24 protein-coding genes are annotated in these 24,091 nt (G+C 64.3%); 15 read left to right on the top strand and 9 right to left on the bottom strand.

Annotated elements, in window-relative coordinates; genetic code table 11:
* Positions 1–23: 23 nt before the first annotated feature.
* Together LCF60_RS14715 and LCF60_RS14720 are read right to left on the bottom strand one after the other, a co-directional pair.
* Positions 24–2,834, bottom strand: a complete 2,811-nt coding sequence (locus LCF60_RS14715) for a [protein-PII] uridylyltransferase (protein WP_292292780.1) — start codon at positions 2,832–2,834, stop codon at positions 24–26.
* Positions 2,794–3,975 (bottom strand): penicillin-binding protein activator, encoded by a 1,182-nt coding sequence (locus tag LCF60_RS14720; RefSeq protein ID WP_292292781.1) that lies wholly within the window; start codon positions 3,973–3,975, stop codon positions 2,794–2,796. Before LCF60_RS14720 ends, LCF60_RS14715 begins: the two co-directional genes overlap by 41 nt.
* 89 nt (positions 3,976–4,064) lie before the next feature.
* Here LCF60_RS14720 and rsmI point away from each other — a divergent pair, with 89 nt between their 5' ends.
* From rsmI to gshB, 3 genes are all read left to right on the top strand, one after another.
* Positions 4,065–4,922 (top strand): 16S rRNA (cytidine(1402)-2'-O)-methyltransferase, encoded by an 858-nt coding sequence (gene rsmI, locus LCF60_RS14725; protein WP_292292783.1) that lies wholly within the window; start codon positions 4,065–4,067, stop codon positions 4,920–4,922.
* A 62-nt stretch (positions 4,923–4,984) separates the two neighbouring features.
* Positions 4,985–5,380 carry a YraN family protein gene (locus LCF60_RS14730; protein ID WP_292292784.1) on the top strand — a complete coding sequence of 132 codons (396 nt, stop codon included), beginning with the start codon at positions 4,985–4,987 and terminating at the stop codon, positions 5,378–5,380.
* Positions 5,381–5,446: 66 nt separating this feature from the next.
* Positions 5,447–6,379 carry a glutathione synthase gene (gene gshB, locus LCF60_RS14735; RefSeq protein WP_292292785.1) on the top strand — a complete coding sequence of 311 codons (933 nt, stop codon included), beginning with the start codon at positions 5,447–5,449 and terminating at the stop codon, positions 6,377–6,379.
* Between the two features lie 30 nt (positions 6,380–6,409).
* Here the strand turns inward: gshB and LCF60_RS14740 are convergent, their stop codons facing one another.
* Positions 6,410–7,921, bottom strand: coding sequence for a YifB family Mg chelatase-like AAA ATPase (locus LCF60_RS14740; RefSeq protein WP_292292787.1), 1,512 nt, complete (start codon positions 7,919–7,921; stop codon positions 6,410–6,412).
* 98 nt (positions 7,922–8,019) lie between these two features.
* Positions 8,020–8,706 carry a glutathione S-transferase gene (locus LCF60_RS14745; RefSeq protein ID WP_292292788.1) on the bottom strand — a complete coding sequence of 229 codons (687 nt, stop codon included), beginning with the start codon at positions 8,704–8,706 and terminating at the stop codon, positions 8,020–8,022.
* Positions 8,707–8,912: 206 nt separating this feature from the next.
* On the opposite strand from LCF60_RS14745, the gene LCF60_RS14750 reads away from it, so the two are divergent.
* The 6 genes from LCF60_RS14750 to LCF60_RS14775 all read left to right on the top strand — a co-directional run bounded on the left by LCF60_RS14750 (position 8,913) and on the right by LCF60_RS14775 (position 15,530).
* On the top strand, positions 8,913–9,791 hold the full coding sequence (locus LCF60_RS14750; RefSeq protein WP_292292789.1) for an RNA polymerase factor sigma-32: 879 nt from the start codon (positions 8,913–8,915) through the stop codon (positions 9,789–9,791).
* A complete protein-coding gene (locus LCF60_RS14755) occupies positions 9,788–10,567 on the top strand; it encodes a ChaN family lipoprotein (protein ID WP_292292790.1) in 780 nt (259 codons plus the stop codon). Before LCF60_RS14750 ends, LCF60_RS14755 begins: the two co-directional genes overlap by 4 nt.
* Positions 10,568–10,626: 59 nt before the next feature.
* Entirely contained in the window at positions 10,627–11,820 is a 1,194-nt protein-coding gene (coaBC, locus tag LCF60_RS14760; protein ID WP_292292791.1) for a bifunctional phosphopantothenoylcysteine decarboxylase/phosphopantothenate--cysteine ligase CoaBC, read from the top strand.
* Positions 11,821–11,870: 50 nt separating this feature from the next.
* Complete coding sequence (gene dut, locus LCF60_RS14765) at positions 11,871–12,329, top strand: dUTP diphosphatase (protein WP_292292793.1); 459 nt, start codon at positions 11,871–11,873, stop codon at positions 12,327–12,329.
* Positions 12,326–13,390, top strand: coding sequence for a molybdopterin-synthase adenylyltransferase MoeB (moeB, locus tag LCF60_RS14770; RefSeq protein WP_292292795.1), 1,065 nt, complete (start codon positions 12,326–12,328; stop codon positions 13,388–13,390). The genes dut and moeB overlap by 4 nt, the downstream gene beginning before the upstream one ends.
* Positions 13,391–13,517: 127 nt before the next feature.
* Positions 13,518–15,530: a M3 family metallopeptidase gene (locus LCF60_RS14775; RefSeq protein ID WP_292292796.1), complete on the top strand. Its 2,013-nt coding sequence runs from the start codon at positions 13,518–13,520 to the stop codon at positions 15,528–15,530.
* A gap of 52 nt (positions 15,531–15,582) precedes the next feature.
* On the opposite strand, the gene LCF60_RS14780 is transcribed toward LCF60_RS14775, so the two are convergent.
* On the bottom strand, positions 15,583–15,915 hold the full coding sequence (locus tag LCF60_RS14780) for a metalloregulator ArsR/SmtB family transcription factor (protein WP_292292797.1): 333 nt from the start codon (positions 15,913–15,915) through the stop codon (positions 15,583–15,585).
* Between the two features lie 231 nt (positions 15,916–16,146).
* On the opposite strand from LCF60_RS14780, the gene LCF60_RS14785 reads away from it, so the two are divergent.
* From LCF60_RS14785 to LCF60_RS14805, 5 genes are all read left to right on the top strand, one after another.
* On the top strand, positions 16,147–16,494 hold the full coding sequence (locus LCF60_RS14785; protein ID WP_292292798.1) for an AtpZ/AtpI family protein: 348 nt from the start codon (positions 16,147–16,149) through the stop codon (positions 16,492–16,494).
* A complete protein-coding gene (locus tag LCF60_RS14790) occupies positions 16,478–17,236 on the top strand; it encodes a F0F1 ATP synthase subunit A (RefSeq protein WP_292292800.1) in 759 nt (252 codons plus the stop codon). Before LCF60_RS14785 ends, LCF60_RS14790 begins: the two co-directional genes overlap by 17 nt.
* A gap of 60 nt (positions 17,237–17,296) precedes the next feature.
* The gene (locus LCF60_RS14795; protein WP_072775827.1) at positions 17,297–17,521 is read left to right on the top strand and encodes a F0F1 ATP synthase subunit C; all 225 of its coding nucleotides are present in this window, start codon (positions 17,297–17,299) and stop codon (positions 17,519–17,521) included.
* Between the two features lie 85 nt (positions 17,522–17,606).
* Positions 17,607–18,158: a F0F1 ATP synthase subunit B' gene (locus LCF60_RS14800; protein WP_292292801.1), complete on the top strand. Its 552-nt coding sequence runs from the start codon at positions 17,607–17,609 to the stop codon at positions 18,156–18,158.
* Between the two features lie 5 nt (positions 18,159–18,163).
* Complete coding sequence (locus tag LCF60_RS14805; RefSeq protein WP_292292802.1) at positions 18,164–18,724, top strand: F0F1 ATP synthase subunit B; 561 nt, start codon at positions 18,164–18,166, stop codon at positions 18,722–18,724.
* Between the two features lie 116 nt (positions 18,725–18,840).
* On the opposite strand, the gene LCF60_RS14810 is transcribed toward LCF60_RS14805, so the two are convergent.
* The 3 genes from LCF60_RS14810 to LCF60_RS14820 all read right to left on the bottom strand — a co-directional run bounded on the left by LCF60_RS14810 (position 18,841) and on the right by LCF60_RS14820 (position 22,006).
* Complete coding sequence (locus LCF60_RS14810; RefSeq protein WP_292292803.1) at positions 18,841–19,500, bottom strand: YggS family pyridoxal phosphate-dependent enzyme; 660 nt, start codon at positions 19,498–19,500, stop codon at positions 18,841–18,843.
* Entirely contained in the window at positions 19,491–20,960 is a 1,470-nt protein-coding gene (locus tag LCF60_RS14815; protein ID WP_292292805.1) for a sulfotransferase, read from the bottom strand. Before LCF60_RS14815 ends, LCF60_RS14810 begins: the two co-directional genes overlap by 10 nt.
* A 98-nt stretch (positions 20,961–21,058) precedes the next feature.
* The gene (locus LCF60_RS14820) at positions 21,059–22,006 is read right to left on the bottom strand and encodes a porin (RefSeq protein ID WP_292292806.1); all 948 of its coding nucleotides are present in this window, start codon (positions 22,004–22,006) and stop codon (positions 21,059–21,061) included.
* Between the two features lie 273 nt (positions 22,007–22,279).
* Here LCF60_RS14820 and LCF60_RS14825 point away from each other — a divergent pair, with 273 nt between their 5' ends.
* Positions 22,280–22,786, top strand: coding sequence for a DUF3576 domain-containing protein (locus LCF60_RS14825; RefSeq protein WP_292292808.1), 507 nt, complete (start codon positions 22,280–22,282; stop codon positions 22,784–22,786).
* A 37-nt stretch (positions 22,787–22,823) separates the two neighbouring features.
* Here the strand turns inward: LCF60_RS14825 and LCF60_RS14830 are convergent, their stop codons facing one another.
* Positions 22,824–24,086, bottom strand: a complete 1,263-nt coding sequence (locus tag LCF60_RS14830; RefSeq protein WP_292292809.1) for a glycosyltransferase family 4 protein — start codon at positions 24,084–24,086, stop codon at positions 22,824–22,826.
* Between the last annotated feature and the right edge of the window lie 5 nt (positions 24,087–24,091).

Raw genomic sequence — 24,091 nt, forward strand, 5'->3', positions numbered from 1 at the left:
GCCGCAGGAAAGTCTGGCGAGGATCATTCTTTTGCGCGCGCGGCGCCTTCGGTGATGGCGGTGCGCAATTTGGCTTCAAGTGATTTCTGTTTGCTGTCGGAATGAAATTTGAGACCGAACATATCCTTCACGTAGAATGTGTCCACCACCTGTTCGCCATAGGTGGCGATGACGGCGGACGCGATATAGACATTCGCATTGGCCAGGGTCCGGGTCAGGTCGTAGAGCAGGCCGGGGCGGTCGCGGGTGTCGACCTCGATGATGGTGTAGATTTCGGAACCCTCGTTGTCGAAGGTGATCGAGGTGGGCACCCGGAAGGCGCGTTCGCGTTTCTTGATCTTGTCGCGCGGTTTCATCGCGTCGCGTGCCACCACTTCACCGCGCAGGGTCTTGCTGATCATGTCCCGGAGCCGCGGGATGCGCACGTCCTCGTAGGGGGTTCCGTCGCTGTCCTGGATCCAGAAGGCGGCGGTGGCAAAGCCGTCCTTTGACGTGAAGGTGCGGGCATCGACCACGTTTGCGCCGACCAGCGCCAGCGCGCCCGCGAGCCGCGAGAAGATGCCGGGATGGTCGGCGAGGGCAAAGCAGACCCGGGTCGCGTCGCGGTCTTCGTCGGGATGGATGTCGATGCGGATCTCGTCATCGGTGATGCCACGCAGCAGTTCGGCGAAGACCTTGTGGGCGGTGACATGCAGCCCCTGCCAGTAGGGCGGGTAGTGGCGCGCGGTTTCGACGCGCAGGTCTCGCGTGTCCCAGTCGGCCAGCGCCGCGCGCAGGGCCTTCTTGGCCTCTGCGCCGCGGTTTTCGCGGTTGAGCGCCTCCATCCCGTCCTCGAGCGCGCGGCGGGTCTGGCGGTAGAGCGCGCGGATCAGCGCCGCTTTCCAGTTGTTCCAGGTGCCGGGGCCGACGCCGCGGATGTCGCAGACGGTGAGCACGCAGAGCAGGTCGAGCCGTTCGCGGGTCTGCACCGCCTTGGCGAAATCGCGCACCGTGCGGGGGTCGGCGATGTCGCGTTTCTGGGCCATGTCGGACATCAGCAGGTGGTAGCGCACCAGCCATTCGACGGTGGCACATTCCTGCTTGTTCAGGCCCAGGCGGGGCGCGACCTTGCGGGCGATCTTGGCGCCGAGAACCGAGTGATCTTCGTCGCGGCCCTTGCCGATATCGTGCAGCATGAGCGCCAGGTACAGCACCTTGCGGTTGACGCCGGCCTTGAGGATCGAACTTGCGACCGGCAGGTCTTCTTCGAGATGGCCGTTCTCGATCTCGCTGAGGTGCCAGATGCACTGGATCGTGTGTTCGTCCACCGTGTAGTGGTGGTACATGTTGAACTGCATCATCGCCACGATCGGTTCGAATTCGGGAATGAAGGCCGACAGCACCCCCAGTTCGTTCATCCGCCGCAGGGCGCGTTCGGGGTTGCCGTGTTTCAGCAGCAGGTCGAGGAAGATGCGCTGCGCCTCCTTGTCGTGGCGCATGTCCTTGTCGATCAGGTGCAGGTTGGCGCTGATCAGGCGCATGGCGTCGGCGTGGATCAGGAGACCGGTGCGCAGGGCTTCCTCGAAGATCCGCAGCAGGTTCATCTTGTCAGCGAGGAATGCGGCGTTGTCGACGATGGCGAGGCGGTTGTTCACCACTTCGTAGCCCTCCTTCATCTTCGGCGCGCGCTTGAGGAGCCGCATCAGGAGCGGCGGTTCCTTTTGCTGCGACGCTTCGAGCGACGTCAGGAAGATCCGCGTCAGATCGCCGACCGAGGTGGCGTGGCGGAAGAACGCCTGCATGAAGATCTCGACCCCGCGCCGACCGCCCTTGTCGACAAAGCCCATGCGCTCGGCGACATCGACCTGCATGTCGAAGGTGAGCTGTTCGGTGGCGCGGCCCGAGGCCAGGTGCAGGTGACAGCGCACCGCCCAGAGAAAGTTCTCGGCCTTGACGAAGGTGTCGAATTCCTCGGGCCGGAAGATGCCTTTGCGGACCAGTTCGCCGATATCGTCGGTGTGATGCACATATTTTGCGATCCAGAACAGCGATTGCAGGTCGCGCAGCCCGCCCTTGCCCTCTTTCACGTTGGGTTCGACCATGTAGCGCTGGCCCTGCTTGACGTGGCGGGCGTCGCGTTCGGCGAGCTTGGCCTCGATGAATTCGCCCTCGGTGCCCTTGAAGAGCGTGTTCCAGAGCTTGTTGTCGAGATCGAGTTGCAGCGGTTCGTGGCCCACCAGGAAGCGCTGTTCGAGCATCGCGGTGCGGATGGTGAAATCGTCGGCCCCGAGGCGCAGGCAATCCTTCACGGTGCGCGAGGAATGGCCGACCTTGAGTTTGAGATCCCACAGGATGTAGAGCATGGATTCGATCACGCTCTCGGCCCAGGCGGTGATCTTGTAAGGGGTCAGGAACAGCAGGTCGACATCGGAAAAGGGCGCCATTTCGCCCCGGCCGTAGCCGCCGACGGCCAACACCGCCATGCGTTCGCCCTCGGTCGGGTTGGGGTTCCGGTGGATGCGCCCGGTGACGATCTCGAAGGTCAGGGTCACGATCTGGTCGGTGAGCCAGGTGTAGCCGCGCGTCACCGGCAACGCCTGGCGCGGCTGCGCGTCGAGCCGTGCGGCGACCGCGGCGCGCCCGGCGGTCTGGGCGTCCTTGAGCACGGCGACAGTTGCGGCGCGAACGGCGCGTTCGTCCTGTGCCGAGGCAAGGCTTTGCCACAGGTGGTCGCGCAGCGCCGCCACGTCGAGAATGTCGGAGAAATCGTCAGGCACCGCGGGGGCCCCTGACGCCTTGATGCGTATCAAGTTCTCAGAAGCCTGCGCCGCCGAAGCCGGATGGGGCTGGGTCAAGGATGGTCACCTGGTTGTTGCGCACGGTCGCGACTGCGAGTCCGCGCTGATTGGTTCCGTCCGGCAGAAGCCGGAAGACGCCGTTGGCCCCCTGGAAGCCCGACCCCTGGGTCAGGGCCCGAGCGGTCAGGGCGTCCGAGCGGCCCTGTCTGACCAGCGCGCCAACCGCCGCGATCCCGTCAAAGGCCAGGCCTGCCAGCGGGTGCGGCTCAGAGCCGAACTGTGCCCGGTAGCGGCTTTCGAACGCCTGTTGGGCGGCCCGGTCGGGCAGTGTGAAATAGCCTCCCTGGGCTCCGGGCATCGACAGGATCTGGGCCGGAACATCCCATCGGGCGAGGCCGATGTACTGCGTCGTCGCGGGGTCGATGCCGGCTTCCGGCAGAAGCTGCAGGAGGATGGGCAGCGCGCCGGCGGCGTTCGAGGTCAGAAAGAGGCTGTCCGCGCCGGTCGAGGCGAGCCGTCCCTGGATGCGCGGCACGGCCGAGGCCACGCCTTCCTGCGAGAACTGGAAGGATTCGATGCCCGCAACCCGCACGCCGTTCTGGCTGGCCGCGGCCTGGATCGCGGCCTTGCCGAATTCGCCCTCGACATTCTGCGGGTGGACGATCACCACCGAGCTCTGACCCTGCCGGGAGGCATAGCCGAGCAGCCTGTCGGCGGTGTTGCGGAAGGTCGGGCCAAGCACGAAGACGTTGCCGCCCGCGATCGAGGCATTGTTCGAGAAGCTGAGGACGTTCACGCCATTGTCGGCCACCGCGACGCCCGCCGCGTTTGCGGCTTCACCGAACAGCGGGCCAAGGATGATCTTGGCGCCGTCGGCCACGGCGGTTTCGGCCTGCACCGCCGCGCGCCGGGCGTCGCCACCGGTGTCATAGACCCGCAGGTCGATCTGCACCCCGTCGAGCGAGGCCAGCGCGAGGCGTGCGGCGTTCTCGAGGCTGGAGGCAACGCCGCTGGCGCTGCTGTCGCTGCGCGGAACCAGCAGGGCCACGGGCACGGGCGCATCGGGGTTCACGCTGGGTCCGGTCCCACTGCCGACGCTGGGCATCATGCCGGGGTCACAGGCGCTCAGACCGACGAAGGCGGCGACCGCCACGGCTTTGCGCAACAGGTTGCGGGGAATGGACAAAACAGCCAACATGAAACGTACTCCCTGATCCCGCGCCGAACCGTTTCGCGCGGATTTCCGATTGAGGGCGATCATAGTCAACGTGAAAGGCGGGTCCAGAGATGAATTGGCAGACACGCGAGATCGCGCCGGGGCTTTACCTGGTGGCGACGCCGCTGGGCAACGCGCGTGACATCACGTTGCGGGCGCTCGATCTGCTGGCCGGGGCGGATGTGCTGGCGGCCGAGGACACGCGGTCGCTGCGGCGGCTGATGGACATTCACGGCGTGCCGTTGGGGGACCGGCCCCTGGTGGCCTATCACGACCACAACGGCGATCGGGCGCGGCCCCGGTTGATGGCGGCGCTGGAGGCGGGGCAGTCGGTGGTCTATGCGTCGGAGGCAGGCACGCCGCTGATTTCCGACCCGGGATTCGACCTGATGCGGGCGGCGCTGGAGGCCGGGTATGCCTGTACCACCGCCCCTGGCCCGACCGCCGCTGTTGCGGCGCTGACGCTGTCGGGTCTGCCATCGGACCGGTTCCTGTTCGCCGGGTTCCTGCCCAGCAGCTCGGGCAAGCGGAAAACGGCGCTGGCGGAGTTTGTCGGGGTGCCCGCCACGTTGATCTTCTACGAGTCGCCGAAACGGCTGGGCGCGATGCTGCGCGATGCGGCCGAGGTGCTGGGCGCGGATCGCGATGCGGTGGTGTGCCGGGAGTTAACCAAGAAGTTCGAAGAGCGTTGTGCGGGGCGTTTGGCGGATTTATCCTCGAAATATGTCGAGGAGACGCCGAAAGGCGAGATCGTCGTGCTGATCGACCGGGGCCTTGGCGTGCAGACCGACCAGGCGACGCTGGACGATGCGTTGCGCGATGCGCTCACGCGGCTGTCGGTCAAGGACGCGGCCAGCGAAGTGTCGAGGATATTCGGTGTGTCCCGGCGCGAGGCCTATCAAAGGGCGATGGCGTTAGGGGAACGTTAGACTTTGATGGGATAGGGTAATTCTGGAGTGGCGTGCGTGACGCCAGATGAAAGGCGCGATGGATGCCATTTGATTTTCCGAACGATCCGACATGGTCCGGCGATGTCCGGCGCACCAATTACCATGCCGGTCTCAGCGCCGAACAGGCGGTTGCCCGGCACTATGCGCGGCAGGGCGCGGTCTTGCGCGAAACCCGATGGCGCGGGCGCTCTGGCGAGATCGACCTGATCCTTGCCGAGGGTGACAGGATCGTCTTTGTCGAGGTCAAGAAAAGCCGGACCCATGAACAGGCGGTGCAGCGCGTGACGGCAAAACAGCTGGGACGTATCCTGCGCAGCGCCGAGGATTACCTCGGGTCCTGTCCCAATGGCGCGTTGACCGATGCCCGTCTGGATGTGGCGCTGGTCGACGCACAGGGGGTGATCGACATCATCCCGAATGCCAGCATGGCGCTGTGATGTCCTGATCTTGCACCCTTGCATGGCTTGCGCCATTAGATGGGCATAGTTTGCAAGGGGCAGCACATGAAAATCGCGTTTCAGATGGACCCGATCCAGTCGGTCGATATCAAGGCCGACAGTTCGTTCCGACTGGCCGAGGAGGCACAGGCGCGCGGGCATGAGCTGTTTTTCTACGGTCCGGACAAGCTGGCCTATGACGAAGGGCGCATCCTGGCGCATGGGCAGCGGTTCACTGTGCAGCGGGTGCAGGGCGAGCATGTGACGCTGGGTCCGGTGGAGCAGGTGGATCTTGCGGAGTTCGACGTTGTTTGGCTGCGCCAGGACCCGCCGTTCGACATGCATTACATCACCTCGACGCATCTGCTGGACCGGTTGAGGGGCAAGGCGCTGGTGGTGAACGATCCGTTCTGGGTGCGGAATTACCCCGAGAAGCTGTTGGTGCTGGATTACCCGGACCTGACGCCGCCGACGATGATCGCGCGGGATCTCGAGACGATCAAGGCGTTCAAGGCGCGGCATGGCGACATCATTCTCAAGCCCTTGTACGGCAATGGCGGGGCGGGGGTGTTCCGGCTGGATGCCAATGACCGCAACCTGACGTCGCTGCACGAACTGTTCACCGGTTTTTCACGTGAACCGCTCATCGTGCAGAAATTCCTGCCGGACGTGTGGGCGGGAGACAAGCGCGTGATCCTTGTCGATGGCGACGCGGTGGGCGCGATCAACCGGGTGCCGGCGGAAGGCGAAACGCGGTCGAACATGCATGTGGGCGGACGGCCCGAGAAGGTCGGGCTGACCGAGCGCGACCTGGAGATCTGCGCGCGGATCGGGCCGCTCTTGCGGGAAAAGGGGCAGGTTTTCGTCGGGATTGACGTGATCGGCGATTACCTGACCGAGATCAACGTGACCTCGCCCACCGGGATCCAGGAATTGGAGCGGTTCGATCAGATCAACGTGGCCGGGGCCATCTGGGAGGCGATCGAGGCGAAGCTCTAGGGCGGGCCTTGCGGCCTTTTTCACCTGATGTCATCTGGCGCTTTGGGGCAGGCGGTAGCTGAGCGCTTCTGCGACGTGGTCGCGGGTGATGGCCTCGGTGGCTTCGAGATCGGCGATGCTGCGGGCGACGCGCAGCACGCGGTGATAGCCGCGGGCCGAGAGGCCGAAACGGTCGGCGGCATTGGTCAGCAGAATGCGGGCCGGATCGTCGAGGGCCGTGGCCTGATCCAGCAGATCGCCTTGCAGATCGGCATTCTGGTGCATGTCGGGATGACCCTGAAAGCGCGCGCTCTGGATCGCGCGGGCTGCAACCACGCGTGACGCGATGTCGGCGCTGCTGGCCCCCGAACTGGGCAGGTCGAGATCGCGAAACGCCACCGGAGGCACGTCGACGCGCAGGTCGAAGCGGTCCATCAGCGGTCCGGAGATGCGGCCCATGTAGTCCTCGCCGCAGTTCGGCGCGCGCGAGCAGGCGCGGGCGGGATCGCTGAGATAGCCGCATTTGCAGGGGTTGGCGGCGGCGACCAGCATGAAGCGGCAGGGATACTTGATATGGGCATTGGCGCGGGCGACCATGACCTCGCCGGTTTCGATCGGCTGGCGCAGGGTTTCCAGCACGGCGCGGGGAAATTCCGGGAATTCGTCCATGAAAAGCACGCCGTTATGCGCAAGGCTGATTTCGCCGGGTTTGGCGGTGCGACCGCCGCCAACGATGGCGGGCATCGACGCGGTGTGATGCGGTTCGCGGAACGGGCGTTCGCGCGAGATGCCGCCAGCCTCGATCAGGCCCGACAGCGAATGCACCATGGAGGTTTCCAGCGCTTCGGCGGGGGTCAGCGGCGGCAGGATGCCGGGCAGGCGGGAGGCCAGCATGGATTTGCCGGAGCCCGGCGTGCCCACCAGCAACACGTGATGGCGGCCGGCGGCGGCGATTTCGAGCGCGCGCTTGGCGCGTTCCTGGCCCTTGACGTCGCGCATGTCGCGGCTGTCGGGGCTGTGGGTGACTTCGCCCGGGTCGCAGGGCGCCAGCGGGGTGCGTCCGGTCATGTGCTGGATCACGTCCATCAACCCCTTGGCGCCGATCACCTGGCAGCCGCCGACCCAGGCCGCCTCTGCTCCGGAAGCGGCGGGGCAGATCAGCGCGCGGTCCTCTTCAGCGGCAGCCATCGCGGCCGGCAGCGCGCCGATCACCGGCACCAGCGCGCCATCGAGGGAGAGTTCCCCCAGCGCCACGGTATCGGCGACCGCGTCCTTGGGCAGGATCTCGAGTTCGGCCAGCAGCGCCAGCGCGATCGGCAGGTCGAAATGAGAGCCTTCCTTGGGCAGGTCCGCGGGTGACAGGTTCACCGTGATGCGTTTCGACGGCAGCGCGATATGCAGCGTCGAGAGCGCACCGCGCACCCGGTCGCGGGATTCCGAAACCGCCTTGTCGGGAAGACCCACCACGGCAAAGGCGGGCATGCCGGGGGTGATGGCGCATTGCACCTCGACCATGCGGGCGTCGACGCCTTCGAAGGCGACGGTGTAGGCGTGCGCAACCATGGGGCCAGTTCCTCGTGTCGGCAGAGGGTGCGGCGATCATGGTTGCGAAATGGTTAACGCGGGTCCGCGAAATCTCTTCGACGCGGTTTCGGTCGCTTTCAGCTTGGGTCAGGCCACGGGCGGGTGTCAAACGGCTTGGCGTACCACGGCAAGGTGTCTCCGGTGGTCAGGGCGAGGCTGCGCCAGTCGCGGAACCACGGGTCGGCCAGATGTGTCTGGACATAATCCCGAGACCCTTGTGACAGCGCCACGTCATAGCCGGCAAATCGCGCCGCGACCGGGGCGAAGGCGATGTCGGCAATGGAATACGTGCCCAGAAGCCACGGGCCATCCGCGCCGTACCGGTCGCGGGCATAGGCCCAGATCGTCTCGATCCGGGCGATGTCGGCCCGGGTCTCGTCCGAGAGCGGCACGTCCTTGTAGGCCGTGCGCAGGTTCATCGGGCATTCGCCGCGCAGCGCTGCAAACCCGGAATGCATTTCGGCGGCAAGCGCCCGGCCGAGCCCGCGCGCCGCAGGGTCGGCGGGCCAGAGGCCACCATCGGGGTGCCGTTCATGCAGGTCTTCGGCCATTGCCAGCGAATCCCAGATCACGCTGCCTTCGGGTGTCTGCATGACCGGAACGGTGCGGGCCGGGGCCAGCGCGCGCAGCTGTTCGGCCACGCCGGTGGAGTTGAAATCGACAAGGTGAATCTCGGGTGTCAGGCCGAGTCGCCGGAACAGGAGCCAGCCGCGAAGCGACCAGCTTGAATAGGCGTAATCGCCGATGAAGAGCTTATATGTCATGCAGGTTGGTCCCGGATTGTCGCGCTTTCGGGCAACCCTAGCCGGGAGGCCCTTGGTTGCCCAATTGCGAATTGTGCGTGGGGCCATCACCGGAACGAATGAATATGGCCGGACGTTGACGCGGTATTGGAACTTTCTTGATGAATCTTTGATCCGTGCGCATGCGGCTTGCGTAAAGAGTACAAGTGATAAGATCAGAGGGCGATATGGCACTGGACTCGTTCAACGACCAAACCCTGTCCCGGCGCGCGATGAAAGCGGAGCTGCTGGACGCGGAAACCGAACTCAAGCTGGCCTACGCATGGCGCGACGAGCGCGACGAAGTTGCGCTGCATCGGTTGATCACGGCCTACATGCGACTTGCCATCTCGATGGCGTCGAAATTCAAGCGCTACGGCGCACCGATGAACGACCTGATCCAGGAGGCGGGTCTGGGGCTGATGAAGGCCGCGGACAAGTTCGATCCGGATCGCGGTGTGCGGTTTTCGACCTATGCGGTCTGGTGGATCAAGGCGTCGATCCAGGATTACGTGATGCGCAACTGGTCGATCGTGCGGACCGGGTCCACGTCGTCGCAGAAGTCGCTGTTCTTCAACATGCGCCGCGTTCAGGCCCGGCTTGAGCGCGAGGCATCCGCCGAGGGGCGGACGCTTGAAGGCCACGAGATGCGGCGTCTGATCTCGGAGGAGATCGGTGTTCCGCTGCATGATGTCGAGATGATGGAGGGCCGTCTGTCCGGGTCGGATTACTCGCTCAACGCGACGCAATCGACCGAGGATGAAGGGCGCGAATGGATTGATGCGCTCGAGGATGAAACCGCGCAGGCGGATGAACGGGTCGAGGAAGATCTCGACCTTGCGCAGCTGCGCCAGTGGTTGATGATGGCGATGAACCAGCTCAACGAACGCGAACGCTTCATCGTGCGCGAACGCAAGCTTCGGGAAGATGCGCGGACGCTGGAGAGCCTCGGCAACGAGTTGGGGCTGTCCAAGGAGCGGGTGCGTCAGCTTGAAGCCGCGGCCTTTGCCAAGATCCGCAAATCGCTTGAAGCCCAGAGCCCCGAGGTGCACAACTTCCTCGCATGAGACATGGCTTGATCTGGTGTTTGATCGCCCCCACGGCCCTGGCCGCTGGGGGCGTTTTCGATGGTGCCGACGTGGTGTTCCTGGGGGAGTTGCATGACAACCCGGCGCACCACGCGCGGCAGGCGGAGTACGTGGCCGAGCTTGACCCGGCGGCGCTGGTCTTCGAGATGCTGACGCCGGCGCAGGCCGACCGGGTGACGCCGGAACTGATCGCGGATGCGTCGGCGCTGGAGGCGGCGTTGGGCTGGAACGAGAGCGGCTGGCCGGATTTCTCGATGTATTACCCGATTTTTGCCGCAGCCCCCGAGGCGGCGTATTACGGCGCGGCGGTGCCCCGGGACACGGCGCGACAGGCGATGGCCGATGGCATGGCGTCGGCGTTTCGCGGCGATGCCGAGGCATACGGTCTTACCGATCCGTTGCCCGAGGCGCAGCAGGCCGCGCGAGAGGCGTTGCAATTGTCAGCGCATTGCGACGCGCTGCCCGAGGATATGCTGCCGGTGATGGTGGAAATTCAGCGGCTGCGCGATGCGGAACTGGCCTATTCGGCGGTGCAGGCGGTCGAGGCGCATGGCGGGCCGGTGGTGGTGATCACCGGCAACGGGCATGCGCGGATGGACTGGGGCGCGCCGACCTATCTGATGGCGGCTGAACCGGGTCTGCGCATAGCGTCCCTGGGGCAGGGCGAGGATGGCGACCCGCCCTCAGGGGAGTTCGACCTGGTCGAAACCGCGCCCGCCGTTGATCGGGGCGATCCCTGCGACGCGTTCCGCTGATTGAGTTTTGCCGAGCGGCCCCGTAACAAAGGCGCAGGACCCTGTCAGGACTGTGCCTTATGTTGAGCGGCAAACGTATCCTTCTGATCATCGGTGGTGGAATCGCGGCGTATAAAAGCCTCGACCTGATCCGCCGCTTGCGCGAACGCGGTGCCGCGGTGACCCCGGTCATGACGCGGGCGGCAGCGGAGTTCGTGACCCCCCTGTCGGTGTCGGCGCTGGCGGGAGAGAAGGTCTATACCGACCTTTTCGACCTGACCGACGAGGCCGAGATGGGGCATATCCAGCTGTCGCGGGTGGCCGACCTGGTACTTGTGGCCCCGGCGACGGCGGATCTGATGGCGAAGATGGCGCAGGGGCTGGCGGGGGATCTCGCGACGACGCTTCTGCTGGCCACGGACACGCCTGTGATGATCGCGCCGGCGATGAACGTGCGGATGTGGGAGCATCCCGCGACGCAGCGCAATCTGGCGGTGCTGCGCGGCGATGGTGTGTCGGTGGTGGGTCCGAATGCCGGCGACATGGCCTGCGGCGAATACGGGCCCGGACGGATGGCCGAGCCGTTGGAGATTGTCGACGCGGTTGTGGGCGCGCTGGCCGACGGGCCATTGACCGGCAAGCGGATCGTCGTGACCTCGGGGCCGACACACGAGCCGATCGACCCGGTGCGCTATATCGCGAACCGCTCGTCCGGTGCGCAGGGCACGGCGATTGCGGCGGCGCTTCGGGTGCTGGGCGCCGAGGTGGTGTTCGTCACCGGCCCGGCAGAGGTTTCGCCGCCCGAGGGCGTCGAGGTGGTGCGTGTGAACACGGCGCGCGAGATGCGGGCGGCGGTGCTTGCGGCCTTGCCCGCCGAGGCGGCTGTCTTCGCGGCGGCGGTGGCGGACTGGAAGGTCATCGCCGCGTCGGACAGCAAGATCAAGAAGGTGGCAGGCGCGCTTCCGGTGCTGGAATTCGAGGAGAACCCCGACATCCTGGCCGAGGTCGCGCAGATGACGGAGGGGCGACCGACGCTGGTTGTCGGCTTTGCCGCCGAGACAAATGACGTGATCGACAACGCCACCGCCAAGCGGGCGCGCAAGGGCTGCGACTGGATCGTCGCGAATGACGTGTCGCCGGAGACCGGCATCATGGGCGGATCGGAGAACGCCGTGACGCTGATCTCGGGTTCCGGGGCCGAGGCCTGGCCGCGCATGGGCAAACACGCGGTGGCGCGGCAATTGGCAGCGCGGATTGCCGAAACGCTGGTCTGACGACGCGGGCGGGCCAGTTTGCATATTTGGAAAGAGAAGAAGGGCGGAACGTGGTCACGATTGAGTTGACGTGGGTTGACGGTGCCGACCGGTCTCTGGGGCTGCCGTTCTATGCCAGCGCCGGGGCGGCGGGGGCGGATCTGCGGGCGAATTTCCCGGATCGGGGATCGCTTGTCCTCGAGGCCGGCGCGCGAGCCCTGGTGCCCACGGGGCTGCGCCTGGCGATCCCGGACGGGTACGAGGTACAAATCCGGCCGCGCTCTGGCCTCGCGCTCAAGCACGGCATCACCTTGCCCAACGCGCCGGGAACCATCGACAGCGATTATCGCGGCGTGCTGGGGGTGATCGTGATGAATGCCGGGGACGCGCCGTTCGAGATTGCCCATGGCGACCGGATCGCCCAGATGGTCGTGGCACCGGTGTCGCGCGCGGGGTTCGTCGAGGTCGACGCCCTGTGCGACACGGCGCGCGGCGCGGGCGGATTCGGATCGACCGGGGTGTCGGAATGATCGTCGTTTTCGCCATGGCCGCGGCGCTTTGGGGCCTTGGGGTGGTGATGAAAATTCCCCGGACCGCCCGGCTTTACATGATCGGGCTGTTGTATATCGGGGTCTTGTTCATCCAGATCGCGCTTCCTTCCGGGCATCCGTTGCGGATGGCGACGGGGGAAAGTGCGGCGCTGTGGATCCTGATCGGCGTCTTCGCGGCCGTCGCGGTCTTGTACGGGCGTGTCGTCAAGGGGTTGAAGGACCGGGCGCTGATCAAGGAAGAGGCCGAAGCGCCGCGCGCGCCCCGATCCGAGAGTTTCTCGCCGAGCGAGCTGGAGCGCTATGCCCGCCATATCGTGTTGCGCGAGATCGGCGGACCGGGGCAGAAGGCGCTGCGCAATGCAAAGGTGCTGGTGATCGGCGCGGGTGGTCTGGGCGCGCCGGCGTTGCAATATCTCGCGGCGGCGGGCGTGGGCACCATCGGGGTCATTGACGATGACGTGGTCGAGAACGCCAACCTGCAACGGCAGGTGATCCATCGCGATCAGGATATCGGCATGCCCAAGGTGTTTTCCGCACAGGCGGCGATGCTGGCGCAGAATCCGCATGTCGAGGTTCTGCCCTATCACCGGCGGCTGACCGAGGCGGTGGCCGCGGATCTGGTGGACGGCTATGACCTCGTTCTTGACGGGACGGACAATTTCGAGACCCGGTATCTTGCCAATCGGGTGGCGGTGGCGGCGGGCAAGCCTTTGATTTCAGGAGCGCTGTCGCAGTGGGAAGGCCAGATCGCGGTCTTTGATCCGGCCTCGGGAGGGCCCTGTTACCAGTGCATCTTTCCCGAAGCCCCGGCCGCCGGGCTGGCACCGTCCTGTGCAGAGGCGGGGGTGATCGGGCCGTTGCCCGGGGTGATCGGGTCGATGATGGCGGTGGAGGCGGTCAAGCTGATCTCCGGGGCCGGGCAGGCGTTGACGGGCGACATGCTGATTTACGATGCGCTTTGGGGCGAGACGCGCAAGATCGCGGTCACGCGCCGCGCGGATTGTCCCGTTTGCGGGCAGGCAATGGCGGGTGAGGCCTAGCGCGGGGAACCCCGGGCGCGTGGGGCGGTTTTCTTCGGGGCCTGGGTATGCGCCAGGGCGGTCAGGCACAGGTTGCTCCGCCGGGCGGGCATGCTAGGCTTGGCAGGGCACAGCAGGAGAGCGTGACATGACCAACCCCCTATTGACGACATGGGAGGCACCGTTCGCGCTGCCGCCGTTCGAGCGCATCGAGGACGCGCATTTCGCGCCTGCGATCGAGGCGGCGATGGCCGAGGACATGGCCGAGGTCGAGGCGCTGGCGGCGAACCCGGCGCCGCCGAGTTTCGAGAACACCATCGAAGGGCTGATGCGCACGGGCCAGACGCTCGATCGGGTTCTGGGGGTGTTCTACAATCTTGCCGGTGCCGATTCGACGCCGCAGCGAGAAGAGATCATGCGGGAGTTTTCGCCGAAACTGGCGGCGCATTCGGCGGCGATCTTTGGCAACAAGGCGCTGTTTTCGCGGATTGAGCAGGTGTGGCTGGCGCGCGAGGCGTTTGGGCTGACGCCAGAGCAGGACCGCGTGCTGATGCTGGTGCACCGCAATTTCCTGCGCGCCGGAGCGGCGCTCGAGGGCGATGACGCGGCGCGGATGAAGGAGATCAAGGGACGGCTGGCCACCCTGGGCACGCAGTTCGCGCAGAACCTGCTGGCGGATGAACGCGACTGGCAGCGGGCGCTGCCGGAGGACGCGCTTGACGGGCTTCCCGGGTTTGTCATCGACGCGGTGCGTGCGGCCGGCAAGGAGCGGGGCGCGGATGGGCCGGTGCTGACGCTGTCGCGGTCGGTGATCGTGCCGTTCCTGCAATTCTGTCCGAACCGGTCATTGCGCGAGGAGGCGTGGCGCGCCTGGGTGGCGCGCGGAGAAAACGGCGGAGAGACCGACAACCGGGATGTGGCGGCGGAGATCCTGGCGTTGCGACAGGAGCGTGCAAGGCTTCTGGGATATGACGATTTCGCGTCCTACAAGCTCGAGACCGAGATGGCGAAGACCCCGGATGCGGTGCGCGGATTGCTGATGGCGGTGTGGGAACCGGCCAAGGCGCGGGCGCTGGAGGATGCGGCGCTGCTGGAAGAGCGGATGCGGGCGGACGGTGTGAACGGGCCGTTGCAGGCCTGGGACTGGCGCTATTATTCCGAGGCGCGGCGGCGCGAGGAATTTGCGCTGAACGAGGCGGAATTGAAGCCCTATCTTCAGCTTGACCGGATGATCGAGGCGGCCTTTGCCTGTGCCAACCGGCTGTTCGGTTTGGACTTTCGGGCGCTGGATGTGCCGCTTTACCACAAGGACGCACGGGCGTGGGAGGTGACGCGCAACGGCCAGCACGTCGCGGTGTTCATTGGCGATTATTTCGCCCGCGCCTCGAAACGGTCGGGCGCGTGGTGTTCGGCCTTTCGGACGCAGCGCAGGTTTCCCGATGTTCAGGCGCCGGTTGTGGTGAATGTCTGCAACTTCGCCAAGGGCGACCCGGCGCTGTTGTCCTATGACGACGCGCGCACGCTGTTTCACGAGTTCGGCCACGCATTGCACCAGATATTGTCGGATGTGACCTATGACATGATCTCGGGCACCTCGGTGGCGCGGGACTTCGTGGAATTGCCCAGCCAGTTATACGAGCATTGGCTCGAGGTGCCGGAGGTGTTGCAGGAATTCGCGACCCATGCCGAAACCGGAGAGCCGATGCCGCGCGAGATGCTGGACAAGGTACTGGCGGCGGCGACCTATGACATGGGGTTCCAGACGGTGGAATACGTGGCTTCGGCGCTGGTCGATCTGACCTTCCACGAGGGCGATCCGCCAGCCGATCCGATGGCGGAACAGGCGAAGGTTCTGGACGCGTTGGGGATGCCGAAGGCGATCGTCATGCGTCATGCGACGCCGCATTTCGCGCATGTGTTCACCGGCGACGGGTACTCGTCGGGGTATTACAGCTACATGTGGTCGGAAGTGATGGATGCCGACGCGTTCGAGGCGTTCGAGGAAGCGGGCGGCGCGTTCGATCCGGCGATGGCGCAGAAGCTGGAAGAGTTCATCCTGTCGACGGGCGGGTCCGAAGAGGCGGATGTGCTTTACACCAGGTTCCGGGGGCGGATGCCGGGGGTCGAGGCTCTGTTGAAGGGGCGCGGATTGGCGGCATGAGCGGCGGACATTCCGTCAACGGAATGTCGCAAACGCATGGATGCGTTTGCGCTCAGGTGTCCGAGGTCAGGTTTTCGGTCTGCAGGAAGCGCTCGAACGCATCGAGATTGATCGCTTCGAACTGGCCGAAGGCCTGCATCCAGACGCTGGCGTCTTTGAGAGCGTCCGGTTCCAGCTTGCACCATTTGACCCGGCCGCGTTTTTCCTGGCTGATGAGACCCGCGTTGGCGAGGATCACCAGATGTTTGGAAATCGCGGCCAGCGACATCTCGAACGGCTCGGCCACGTCGGTCACGGCCATGTCATCCTCGAGCAGCATCGTCAGGATCTGACGGCGGGTCGGGTCTGCCAGTGCGGCAAAGACAGTGTCGAGGGGTGAGGCCATGCGGTGCAGTAGACTGGACCCTGTCGGAAACTCAACCAGAAAGTTGAATATGGGATATGCGCATTTCGTGCGCCGATGCGGCCTGTGACCTATTGGTCGGGCGGTCCGAGAAACATGAAAAACAGTTGTTTTCCAGTTGCTTGGATGGAGATCGTGCGTCTCTCAAGCTGCCTTGACTCGGATCGTGCTGCGCCGTAGCACAGGCGCAACGTTCCAACAGGAGTGGAGTGCGTGTCCGAAGCCGATCCGAAGCAACGGCTGAAAGAGCTGGAAGCGCGGATCGCGGCGGCCAAGGGCGGCGCCGAGGACAAGCCACACCAGGAGGAACATTACAGCCAGGCGCAACAGGGGTGGCGCATGGTGATCGAGATGGTGTCCGGTCTCGGGATCGGATTTGGCATCGGATACGGGCTTGATGTGCTGTTTGGCACGCAGCCTTTCTTGATGGTGCTGTTTACATTGCTGGGGTTTGCTGCGGGCGTGAACGTGATGATGCGCACCGCCAAGGAATTCCAGGTCAAGCAACTGGCCAAAGAGGCCGGAGAGAACGAGAGGGATCGACATGGCGACGGAAGCTGACGGTCACAGCGACGGCGGGCTGGTGTTCCACCCGATGGACCAGTTCATCGTGAAGCCGCTTTTCGGCGACGGCGCGGTGAACATGTTCACCTTTACCAACGTGGCGTTGTGGCTTTTGCTGGCAGTGGCCTGCGTGATCGCGCTGATGGTGCTGGGCACGTCCAAGCGCGCGCGGGTGCCGTCGCGGACGCAATCCGTGGCCGAGCTGGCCTACGGCTTTGTCTACAAGATGGTCGAAGATGTGACCGGCAAGGATGCGGTGAAGTATTTCCCGTATATCTTCACGCTGTTCATGTTCATCGTCTTCTCGAATTTCCTCGCGCTGATCCCGAGTTCCTTTTCGCCCACATCGCATATCGCGGTGACGGCCGTCCTGGGTTTCGGCGTCTTCATCGCGGTGACGGTCCTGGGTTTCGTCAAGAACGGCGCGGGGTTCCTCGGTCTTTTCTGGGTGTCGAGCGCGCCGCTGGCGCTGCGCCCGATCCTCGCCATCATCGAGCTGATCTCGTATTTCGTGCGTCCGGTGAGCCACTCCATTCGTCTTGCCGGCAACATCATGGCTGGCCACGCGGTTCTCAAGGTGTTCGCGGGCTTCGCCGCGATCACGGCGGTCGCGCCGCTGTCGATCCTCGGCATCACCGCAATCTATGCACTGGAAGTGCTCGTGGCCTTCATCCAGGCCTACGTGTTCACGATCCTGACCTGCGTGTACCTCAAGGACGCGCTGCACCCGTCACACTAAAACACGGTGCGTGACATCACGCACCCTACGCTTCAACTTCCAATCGTAAGGAGAATTCACATGGAAGGCGATCTCGCACATATCGGCGCAGGCCTGGCAGCAATCGGTTCCGGCGCAGCCGCAATCGGGGTGGGCAACGTGGCCGGCAACTATCTTGCAGGTGCCCTGCGCAACCCGTCCGCTGCTGCTTCGCAGACAGCAACGCTGTTCATCGGTATCGCGTTTGCAGAAGCGCTGGGGATCTTCGCGTTCCTCGTGTCGCTGCTGCTGATGTTCGCCGTCTAAGCTTCGGACTTTCATCCTTACGCGCGGGCGGTGCTGCGGTGATGCAGCCCGCCCGATGTAACGAAAAGTTCCGACGGAGGACGACATGGCAACCGAACCCATCGATCTTGAGGCCGCAGGAACCTGCGTCGGCCCGGATGGCAGCGCCATCGGAATGCCGCAGCTGTGCGCCGACTGGATGCCGAACCAGATTTTCTGGCTTCTGATCGCGCTTGCCGCGATTTACTTTGTCCTGTCGCGCATCGCGCTGCCGCGCATTGCGACCGTTCTGGCGGAACGACAAGGCACGATCACGAACGACATCGCCGCTGCGGAAGATCTCAAGCAGAAGGCGGTCGAGGCCGAAGACGCCTATAACAAGGCGCTTGCCGACGCCCGCTCGGAGGCACAGGCCATCATTGCACAGAACAAGGCCGAGATGCAGGCTGAACTGGACAAGGCCATCGCCAAGGCGGATGCCGAGATTGCCGCCAAATCGGCGGAATCCGAGAAAGCCATCGCGGAAATCCGCGCCTCGGCTGTCGAGAGCGTGGAAGCCGTGGCCAAGGATACCGCGGGCAGCATCGTCGCCGCGCTGGGCGGACAGGCGGATGATTCCACTGTCGCTGCGGCCGTCGACGCACGGATGAAGGGATAAGCGCCATGAACCGTATCATGACCATAGCCGCAGCGTCCCTGGCAGCCAGCCCGGCTTTCGCCGCGACCGGCCCGTTCTTTTCGCTTTCCAACACCGATTTCGTGGTGACCCTGGGCTTCATCGTGTTCATCGCGGTGCTGCTTTACTACAAGGTGCCGACGCTGCTCATGGGCCTGCTGGACAAGCGCGCCGAGGGCATTCGCAGCGAACTGGACGAAGCCAAGGCGCTGCGGGAAGAAGCCCAGGCGTTGCTCGCGTCCTATGAACGGCGTCAGCGCGAAGTTCAGGAACAGGCGGACCGCATCATCGCCCATGCCAAGGAAGAGGCCGTTCTGGCCGGTGAACAGGCCAAGGCCGATCTGGAGAAATCCATCGCCCGTCGCATGGCTGCCGCCGAGGACCAGATCGCATCGGCCCAGGCCAGCGCGGTGAAAGACGTCCGGGATCGTGCGATTGCCGTTGCCATCGAGGCGGCGCGTGACGTGGTGGCCAAGCAGATGACCGCCAAGGACGCCGCCAAGAGCATCGACGATGCGATCGCGGAGGTGGGGCAGAAGCTTCACTGAGTTTCCAGCCCGAAGTTTTCGGAAGGCCCCGGTTCTTGCCGGGGCTTTTTCGTTTCCGACGGTTGGAATTGGATGCGGTGAAAGCATCGCGGTTTTCCGGTGACGGAAACGGGGCCTCAGCCTGCGGGCGGGACGCGTTCCCCGAACAGCGCGGAGCCGACACGGATGTGGGTCGCTCCGAAGGCGATGGCCTGTTCGAAATCGTCGCTCATGCCCATCGACAATTGGTCAAGGCCGTTGCGGTCGGCCAGCTTGCGCAGCAGGGCGAAGTGCAACGAGGGGGTCTCATCCACCGGCGGAATACACATCAGGCCCCGTATCGGCAGGTCGAGCGCGTGGCATTCCTTGACGAAGGCATCCGTGTCGTCCGGGGCGATCCCGGCCTTCTGGGGTTCTTCGCCTGTATTCACCTGAACGAAGAGCGGCGGACACTGGCCCATCTCCTGCGCCAGCCGCGCGAAGGTCTTGGCAAGCTTCGGGCGGTCCAGCGTGTGGATCATGTCGAACAGCTCGAACGCCTGACGGGCCTTGTTGCTTTGCAGCGGACCGATCAGGTGCAGGTCGATGCCGTCAAAGGTTTCCCGGAAATCCGGCCACTTTCCCGCGGCTTCCTGGACGCGGTTCTCGCCGAAACTGCGATGGCCTTCCCTCAGGACGGCCTCGACCCGGTCGTTCGGTTGCACCTTGGACACCGCGATGAGGGTGATGTCTGCCGGGTCGCGCTCGGCCTCTTTGGCGGCCTTGGCGATCCGGGTGGTGATGTCGGTCAATCCCATGCGGTGTCTCCCCATGCGTCGATGAAGGGTTGAAGCTCGGTCTCGTAGCGCGGCCAGGCGGCGGCCGAGCTTTGGTAGATCGGTTGGCGCACCTGGTGAAGGCTGAGCGTTTTCACGGTGCCGCCCTTTTCGTGGAAATTCAGGCACTGGTCTTCCCAGGCGAGCCCGGCCGAGGCAATCAGGCTCCGCGCTTTGGTGTCCGGATCGGACACGAGGTCTTCGTAGCGTATTTCGGCGAAGCGGTCTGGCAATGTCGCGCGCCAATGGGCGATGGCGGCCCGGAAGGCCTTGATGGTCTTGGCGATGGCCGCGAGATCGTTGGTGTAGCGATGTGTGCCGCCCTTGAAATGATTCTTGTACATCGACAGGGCAATGTCGCGGGGGTCGCGGTGCACGACGATGAAACGCGCATTGGGCAGCGTCGCATGCAAGAGGCCGTAAATCAGGAAGGCCATGATCGACTTGTCGGTCAGCCAGGGCTTTCCGGGATCGGCATGGCCGCGGTTCTGGGCGGCGAGTTGCGTCGCGAAGCCGATCAGATCGTCTTTGGGAAGGTCGCATAGGGGACGCATGTCGACTCCAGCGCCGAAACGGGCGTAGGCGGTGCGCAGGGCGGTGGCAATCTCGCCTCCAGAGTGAACCCTGGAATGGCTGGCGATGATCTGTTCCACGAGCGTGGTGCCGGAGCGGGGCAGGCCGGTCACGAAGATCAGGCCGGGCTGGGTGTCGGGGCTGTCCGGTACAGGCGACAGGTCTTTCTGCGCGTCGATTACGGCCTGCCATTCAGCGTCGCGGGCATCTGGGTCATCGGGCCAAAGCGCGGCTTGGGCGGCGTTTGCGCGGTGCAGATGGCCAAAGACCTTGTCGGTCTGTTTCGTGTCCTCCAGCGCTTTGGCCAGCGCGTAGTTGACGTGCATCCTGCCCTGTGGAGAAAGTTTGGGATTGCTTGCAAGGCGTCGCATCGCCCCGATCAGCGGATCCTTGGGTTTGAACCGGATCGTGGCGGCGAACATGCGGTAGAGTTCGGCATCATTCGGGTGCTTTTTCAACAACTTCCGAAAGAGTTTCTCGGATGAGTCGAACTGCCCGATCTGTTGCAGGTAGAGCGCCTTGTCGGCTTGTGGACCGATTGCGCCGGGTTGTGCGGCGATGTCGGCGTCCATCAGGTCGAGCACGCGGTCGGTATGGCCCGCCGTGCGGTGCGCCTTGAGCGCTTCGGCAAGGATGGCCGGTTCGCTGGGGCGCAGCGCATGGGCGCGGTCAATGGCGCGGCACCAGGCGTCGACATCGCCCATCCGGGCGGCGATCTGGGCGCGCTTGTAGGGGAATTCGGCAGCATTGGGAACCTGGAGCGCCAATGCATCAAGCAGCGCAGCAGCTTCGCGCAGCTGGCCATGCTGGGCCAGTCGCAGCGCGCGGTCGTAGTCCGCCTTGATTTTTGCAGTGGTGCCTGTGGTCATCCTTGTCCCCTTGGGGACTGTGCTACTTGGCTGTTGCACAAAAGAAAAGAGCGGGCACAAGGCCCGCTCTTTCCTTAACCAAATCTGGTCAAGAGCTATCAGAAGCTCATGGACAGACCGAAGGAGTAGCTGTCTTCCTGACCGGCTGTATCTTCGCCTTCACCGTAGCCGAGGTGAGCTGCGAGACCGCCACCCAGGTCGTAGGTTGCTGCGAGACCGAAGCCCGAGCGATCTTCGGAACCGGCGCCATTCAGAGCCCAGTCATCGAATTCGCCGTAGTTAACACCGACGGACAGAGCGTTCATGGTGTAACCCACGCCGACCGAGTACCATGTCGCGTTGTCCGACTGGCCTTCGATGTCTGCTTCTGCGTAGTTGATCGCAGCGGAGAAACCACCGGCGAACTTCGCGTCGAGGCTGACACCGATCAGGTCGACGTCTGCGAGTACGTCGCGGTCAACTGTCTGGTAGCCGAGGCCAACACCGATTGCCGTGCCACCGAAGTCAGTGACATAACGGAGGCCGAGGCCCCAGACCGGATCGTCAACGCCCGAGTCGTCGATTTCAGCGGACAGACCGGCTGTGAAGCCAGCTGCGGAGTAGGAGACGCGTGCGATCTGACCGTCGTGCAGACCGTCAAGGCCGGCGTTGCCGCGGTTGTAACCCGCATGCTCGGTTTCGTCATCCGCGATGGAAGCGCCGGCAAGTGCAGTTTCCTGCAGGGCGGCATCGTATGCGCCGTCCGTGTCGCCCATGTCGAGACGCATTGCGCCGTAGGACAGGAACCAGGTTGCGCCGTTGTCGTCTGTGTTCGGCAGGCCGCCAGCGACTTCGTCGAGATCGACGGTTGCGCCGAATGCGAGGCCACCGTCGGATTCGCCGGTCATTGCGAAGAAGACGTCAACGTCTGTGTGGAACTGGGCTTCGTCGCCCCAGCGGTCGCCACCGATAACACCGATTTCGGCGTAACCAGAGATCGACACTTCGGCTGCTGCGATGCCAGCAGTTGCAACCAGCGCGGTGGAAGCAAGAAGAAGAGTTTTCATGTTTTTCCCTCATGTGTTCGTAAGGCACGTACCAAACCGGATGGTCCGGATTAGCTGGAAACTCTATGCTCTTTGGGGGGGCTTGTTTGCAAGACAAGGCGCGCCGGCCGTGCCAAGTTCGCCTTCTGTGATGCTCATTTGCCACAAGCCATGGGGCCGGGTTTCCCCCGAAAGAACACAGCCTTACTGTCCGCGGCCAAGTTCGGCTTGTCGTAATTGGGATCGGCTAGTATGCAAAGCGAAAGGCAAACAGGCAATCGAGGGCAGTTTCCCATGGACCTTTCACGTTTCAGGACCGGAGTTGGTGTTGCTCTTATCGGTGCGCTTGTTTCCGGATGCGGCATTTTCGGAGGTGGCGAGCGCGCCCCGGTAGAGACACGGCCGGCAAGCGAGATCGTCGACGAGATCCAGGAAAACCGGCGCCCGAACCGTTCGCGGACATCGCTTTTCGACTTCTTCCGCAATCGCAATGACGCCGGTCAGATCGGTGCGGTCAACAAGTATATCTGGAACGCGGCGCTCGAGACGCTGGACTTTCTGCCGGTTGAATCGGTCGATCCCTTCACCGGGGTCATCACCACCGGGTACGGCACCCCGCCGGGTGGCGGGCGCGCCTATCGCGCGACGATCCTGGTCAACGATCCGGCGCTGGATGCGCGGTCGCTGAACATCGCGCTGATGACGCGGTCCGGTCCGGCCAGTGCCGCAACCGTGCGCGCCGTCGAGGATGCGATCCTGACCCGCGCGCGGCAACTGCGCCAGCAGGACAGCCGTTTCTGAAGCGAGATCACCACGCCGCTGTGGCCAAAGCAGGTGGTCAGTCCTGGGGCAGTTTGATCGGGTGCGCCCGAGCAAGGTCATCGACCCATTTGAGCTGACGAGGCAGGCAGACGCTTTGCAAATCATACCGTTGACGGACGAAACGACGGGCATTTGACCCGAGGATATCCCGGTGTTCGCGCGACTCCAGAAGTTCGCAAGTTCGTTCGACCAGCGCGGCTGTGTCGAAGAAATCCACCAGCATGCCGGTTTCGCCGTGAATGATCGCCTCGCGCACCGGTGCGGTGTCCGAGGCGACGATGGCACATTCGGCGCTCATCGCTTCGAGCAGGGACCATGACAGCACGAACGGGTAGGTCAGGTAGACATGCACGCTGCTGACCTGGATCATCGACAGGAAGGTCGCGTAGGGGACGCGGCCGAGGAAATGGACCCGTGCCCAATCGCCATCGGGAATCGCCGGGCGCACCTCGTCGATGAAGATCTGTTTCCATGTCTTGCCCTGCGGCGGCTTGGCGCCATAGCTGGTTTCGTCGCCGCCCAGCAGAACCACCTGCGCGCGAGGGCGGCGGCGCAGCAGATCGGGCAGGGCGCGCATGAACACGTGATAGCCGCGATAGGGTTCGAGATTGCGGTTGATGAAGGTGATGACCTCGTCCCTGGCCGTCACGGTGGTGCCGTCGGTCAGATCGAGGCGGGCGTCGGCATCGGGCCGGACAAGCCTTGTGTCGATGCCGTCATGGCTGATCGTGATGCGGCTTTGGTATTTTTCCGGGTAGGTCCCGGCCTGAAACTGGGTCGGGCTGATTCCGGCGTCCATGACCTCTTCGTGCAGGCGGTTGTTGATGTTCTTGATGCGCAGACGCAGAGTGTCGCGATCCGGCGTGGTGCTGGGAAATTCCGGATCGAAGCCGGTCTCCTGCTTGCCCGAGCGGTGATAGAGTTCGCAATACAGGCCAAGCCGCGCGTCGGGCCACACATCCTTGAGAAACAGGCTCTCGCCCCAGCCGTGATGCGCGAGGATCACATCGGGATCGAACCCCCGGTTGCGCAGCGCCACGGCAGCCTCGTGGCATGCCGAACCCCGGATCAGCTTGGTCTCGAAATCCGCAAGCCAGGGATGGATGCCCGGCGTGGTGCCACGGGCGACGCCGTAGGGCAGGATCGTGATGCCCTTCCACGTGGTTGATTCCTTGACCTTCGGGGTCAGCACCACAACCTGATCGCCGCGCTTTGCCAAGGCCGGTCCGAGATGCTTGAACTGGCCGGGAAAATTCTGGTGGATCAGGAGTATCTTCATCACTC

This window comes from Marivita sp., from assembly GCF_020055635.1.
Taxonomy (GTDB): domain Bacteria; phylum Pseudomonadota; class Alphaproteobacteria; order Rhodobacterales; family Rhodobacteraceae; genus Marivita.

Bases quoted from the DNA above. Each gene is read 5' to 3' on its own strand.
- LCF60_RS14720 (WP_292292781.1), bottom strand. From the start codon at position 3,975: ATGTTGGCTGTTTTGTCCATTCCCCGCAACCTGTTGCGCAAAGCCGTG.
- rsmI (WP_292292783.1), top strand. From the start codon at position 4,065: ATGAATTGGCAGACACGCGAGATCGCGCCGGGGCTTTACCTGGTGGCG.
- LCF60_RS14730 (WP_292292784.1), top strand. From the start codon at position 4,985: ATGCCATTTGATTTTCCGAACGATCCGACATGGTCCGGCGATGTCCGG.
- gshB (WP_292292785.1), top strand. From the start codon at position 5,447: ATGAAAATCGCGTTTCAGATGGACCCGATCCAGTCGGTCGATATCAAG.
- LCF60_RS14740 (WP_292292787.1), bottom strand. From the start codon at position 7,921: ATGGTTGCGCACGCCTACACCGTCGCCTTCGAAGGCGTCGACGCCCGC.
- LCF60_RS14745 (WP_292292788.1), bottom strand. From the start codon at position 8,706: ATGACATATAAGCTCTTCATCGGCGATTACGCCTATTCAAGCTGGTCG.
- LCF60_RS14750 (WP_292292789.1), top strand. From the start codon at position 8,913: ATGGCACTGGACTCGTTCAACGACCAAACCCTGTCCCGGCGCGCGATG.
- LCF60_RS14755 (WP_292292790.1), top strand. From the start codon at position 9,788: ATGAGACATGGCTTGATCTGGTGTTTGATCGCCCCCACGGCCCTGGCC.
- coaBC (WP_292292791.1), top strand. From the start codon at position 10,627: ATGTTGAGCGGCAAACGTATCCTTCTGATCATCGGTGGTGGAATCGCG.
- moeB (WP_292292795.1), top strand. From the start codon at position 12,326: ATGATCGTCGTTTTCGCCATGGCCGCGGCGCTTTGGGGCCTTGGGGTG.
- LCF60_RS14775 (WP_292292796.1), top strand. From the start codon at position 13,518: ATGACCAACCCCCTATTGACGACATGGGAGGCACCGTTCGCGCTGCCG.
- LCF60_RS14780 (WP_292292797.1), bottom strand. From the start codon at position 15,915: ATGGCCTCACCCCTCGACACTGTCTTTGCCGCACTGGCAGACCCGACC.
- LCF60_RS14790 (WP_292292800.1), top strand. From the start codon at position 16,478: ATGGCGACGGAAGCTGACGGTCACAGCGACGGCGGGCTGGTGTTCCAC.
- LCF60_RS14795 (WP_072775827.1), top strand. From the start codon at position 17,297: ATGGAAGGCGATCTCGCACATATCGGCGCAGGCCTGGCAGCAATCGGT.
- LCF60_RS14800 (WP_292292801.1), top strand. From the start codon at position 17,607: ATGGCAACCGAACCCATCGATCTTGAGGCCGCAGGAACCTGCGTCGGC.
- LCF60_RS14805 (WP_292292802.1), top strand. From the start codon at position 18,164: ATGAACCGTATCATGACCATAGCCGCAGCGTCCCTGGCAGCCAGCCCG.
- LCF60_RS14810 (WP_292292803.1), bottom strand. From the start codon at position 19,500: ATGGGATTGACCGACATCACCACCCGGATCGCCAAGGCCGCCAAAGAG.
- LCF60_RS14815 (WP_292292805.1), bottom strand. From the start codon at position 20,960: ATGACCACAGGCACCACTGCAAAAATCAAGGCGGACTACGACCGCGCG.
- LCF60_RS14820 (WP_292292806.1), bottom strand. From the start codon at position 22,006: ATGAAAACTCTTCTTCTTGCTTCCACCGCGCTGGTTGCAACTGCTGGC.
- LCF60_RS14825 (WP_292292808.1), top strand. From the start codon at position 22,280: ATGGACCTTTCACGTTTCAGGACCGGAGTTGGTGTTGCTCTTATCGGT.
- LCF60_RS14830 (WP_292292809.1), bottom strand. From the start codon at position 24,086: ATGAAGATACTCCTGATCCACCAGAATTTTCCCGGCCAGTTCAAGCAT.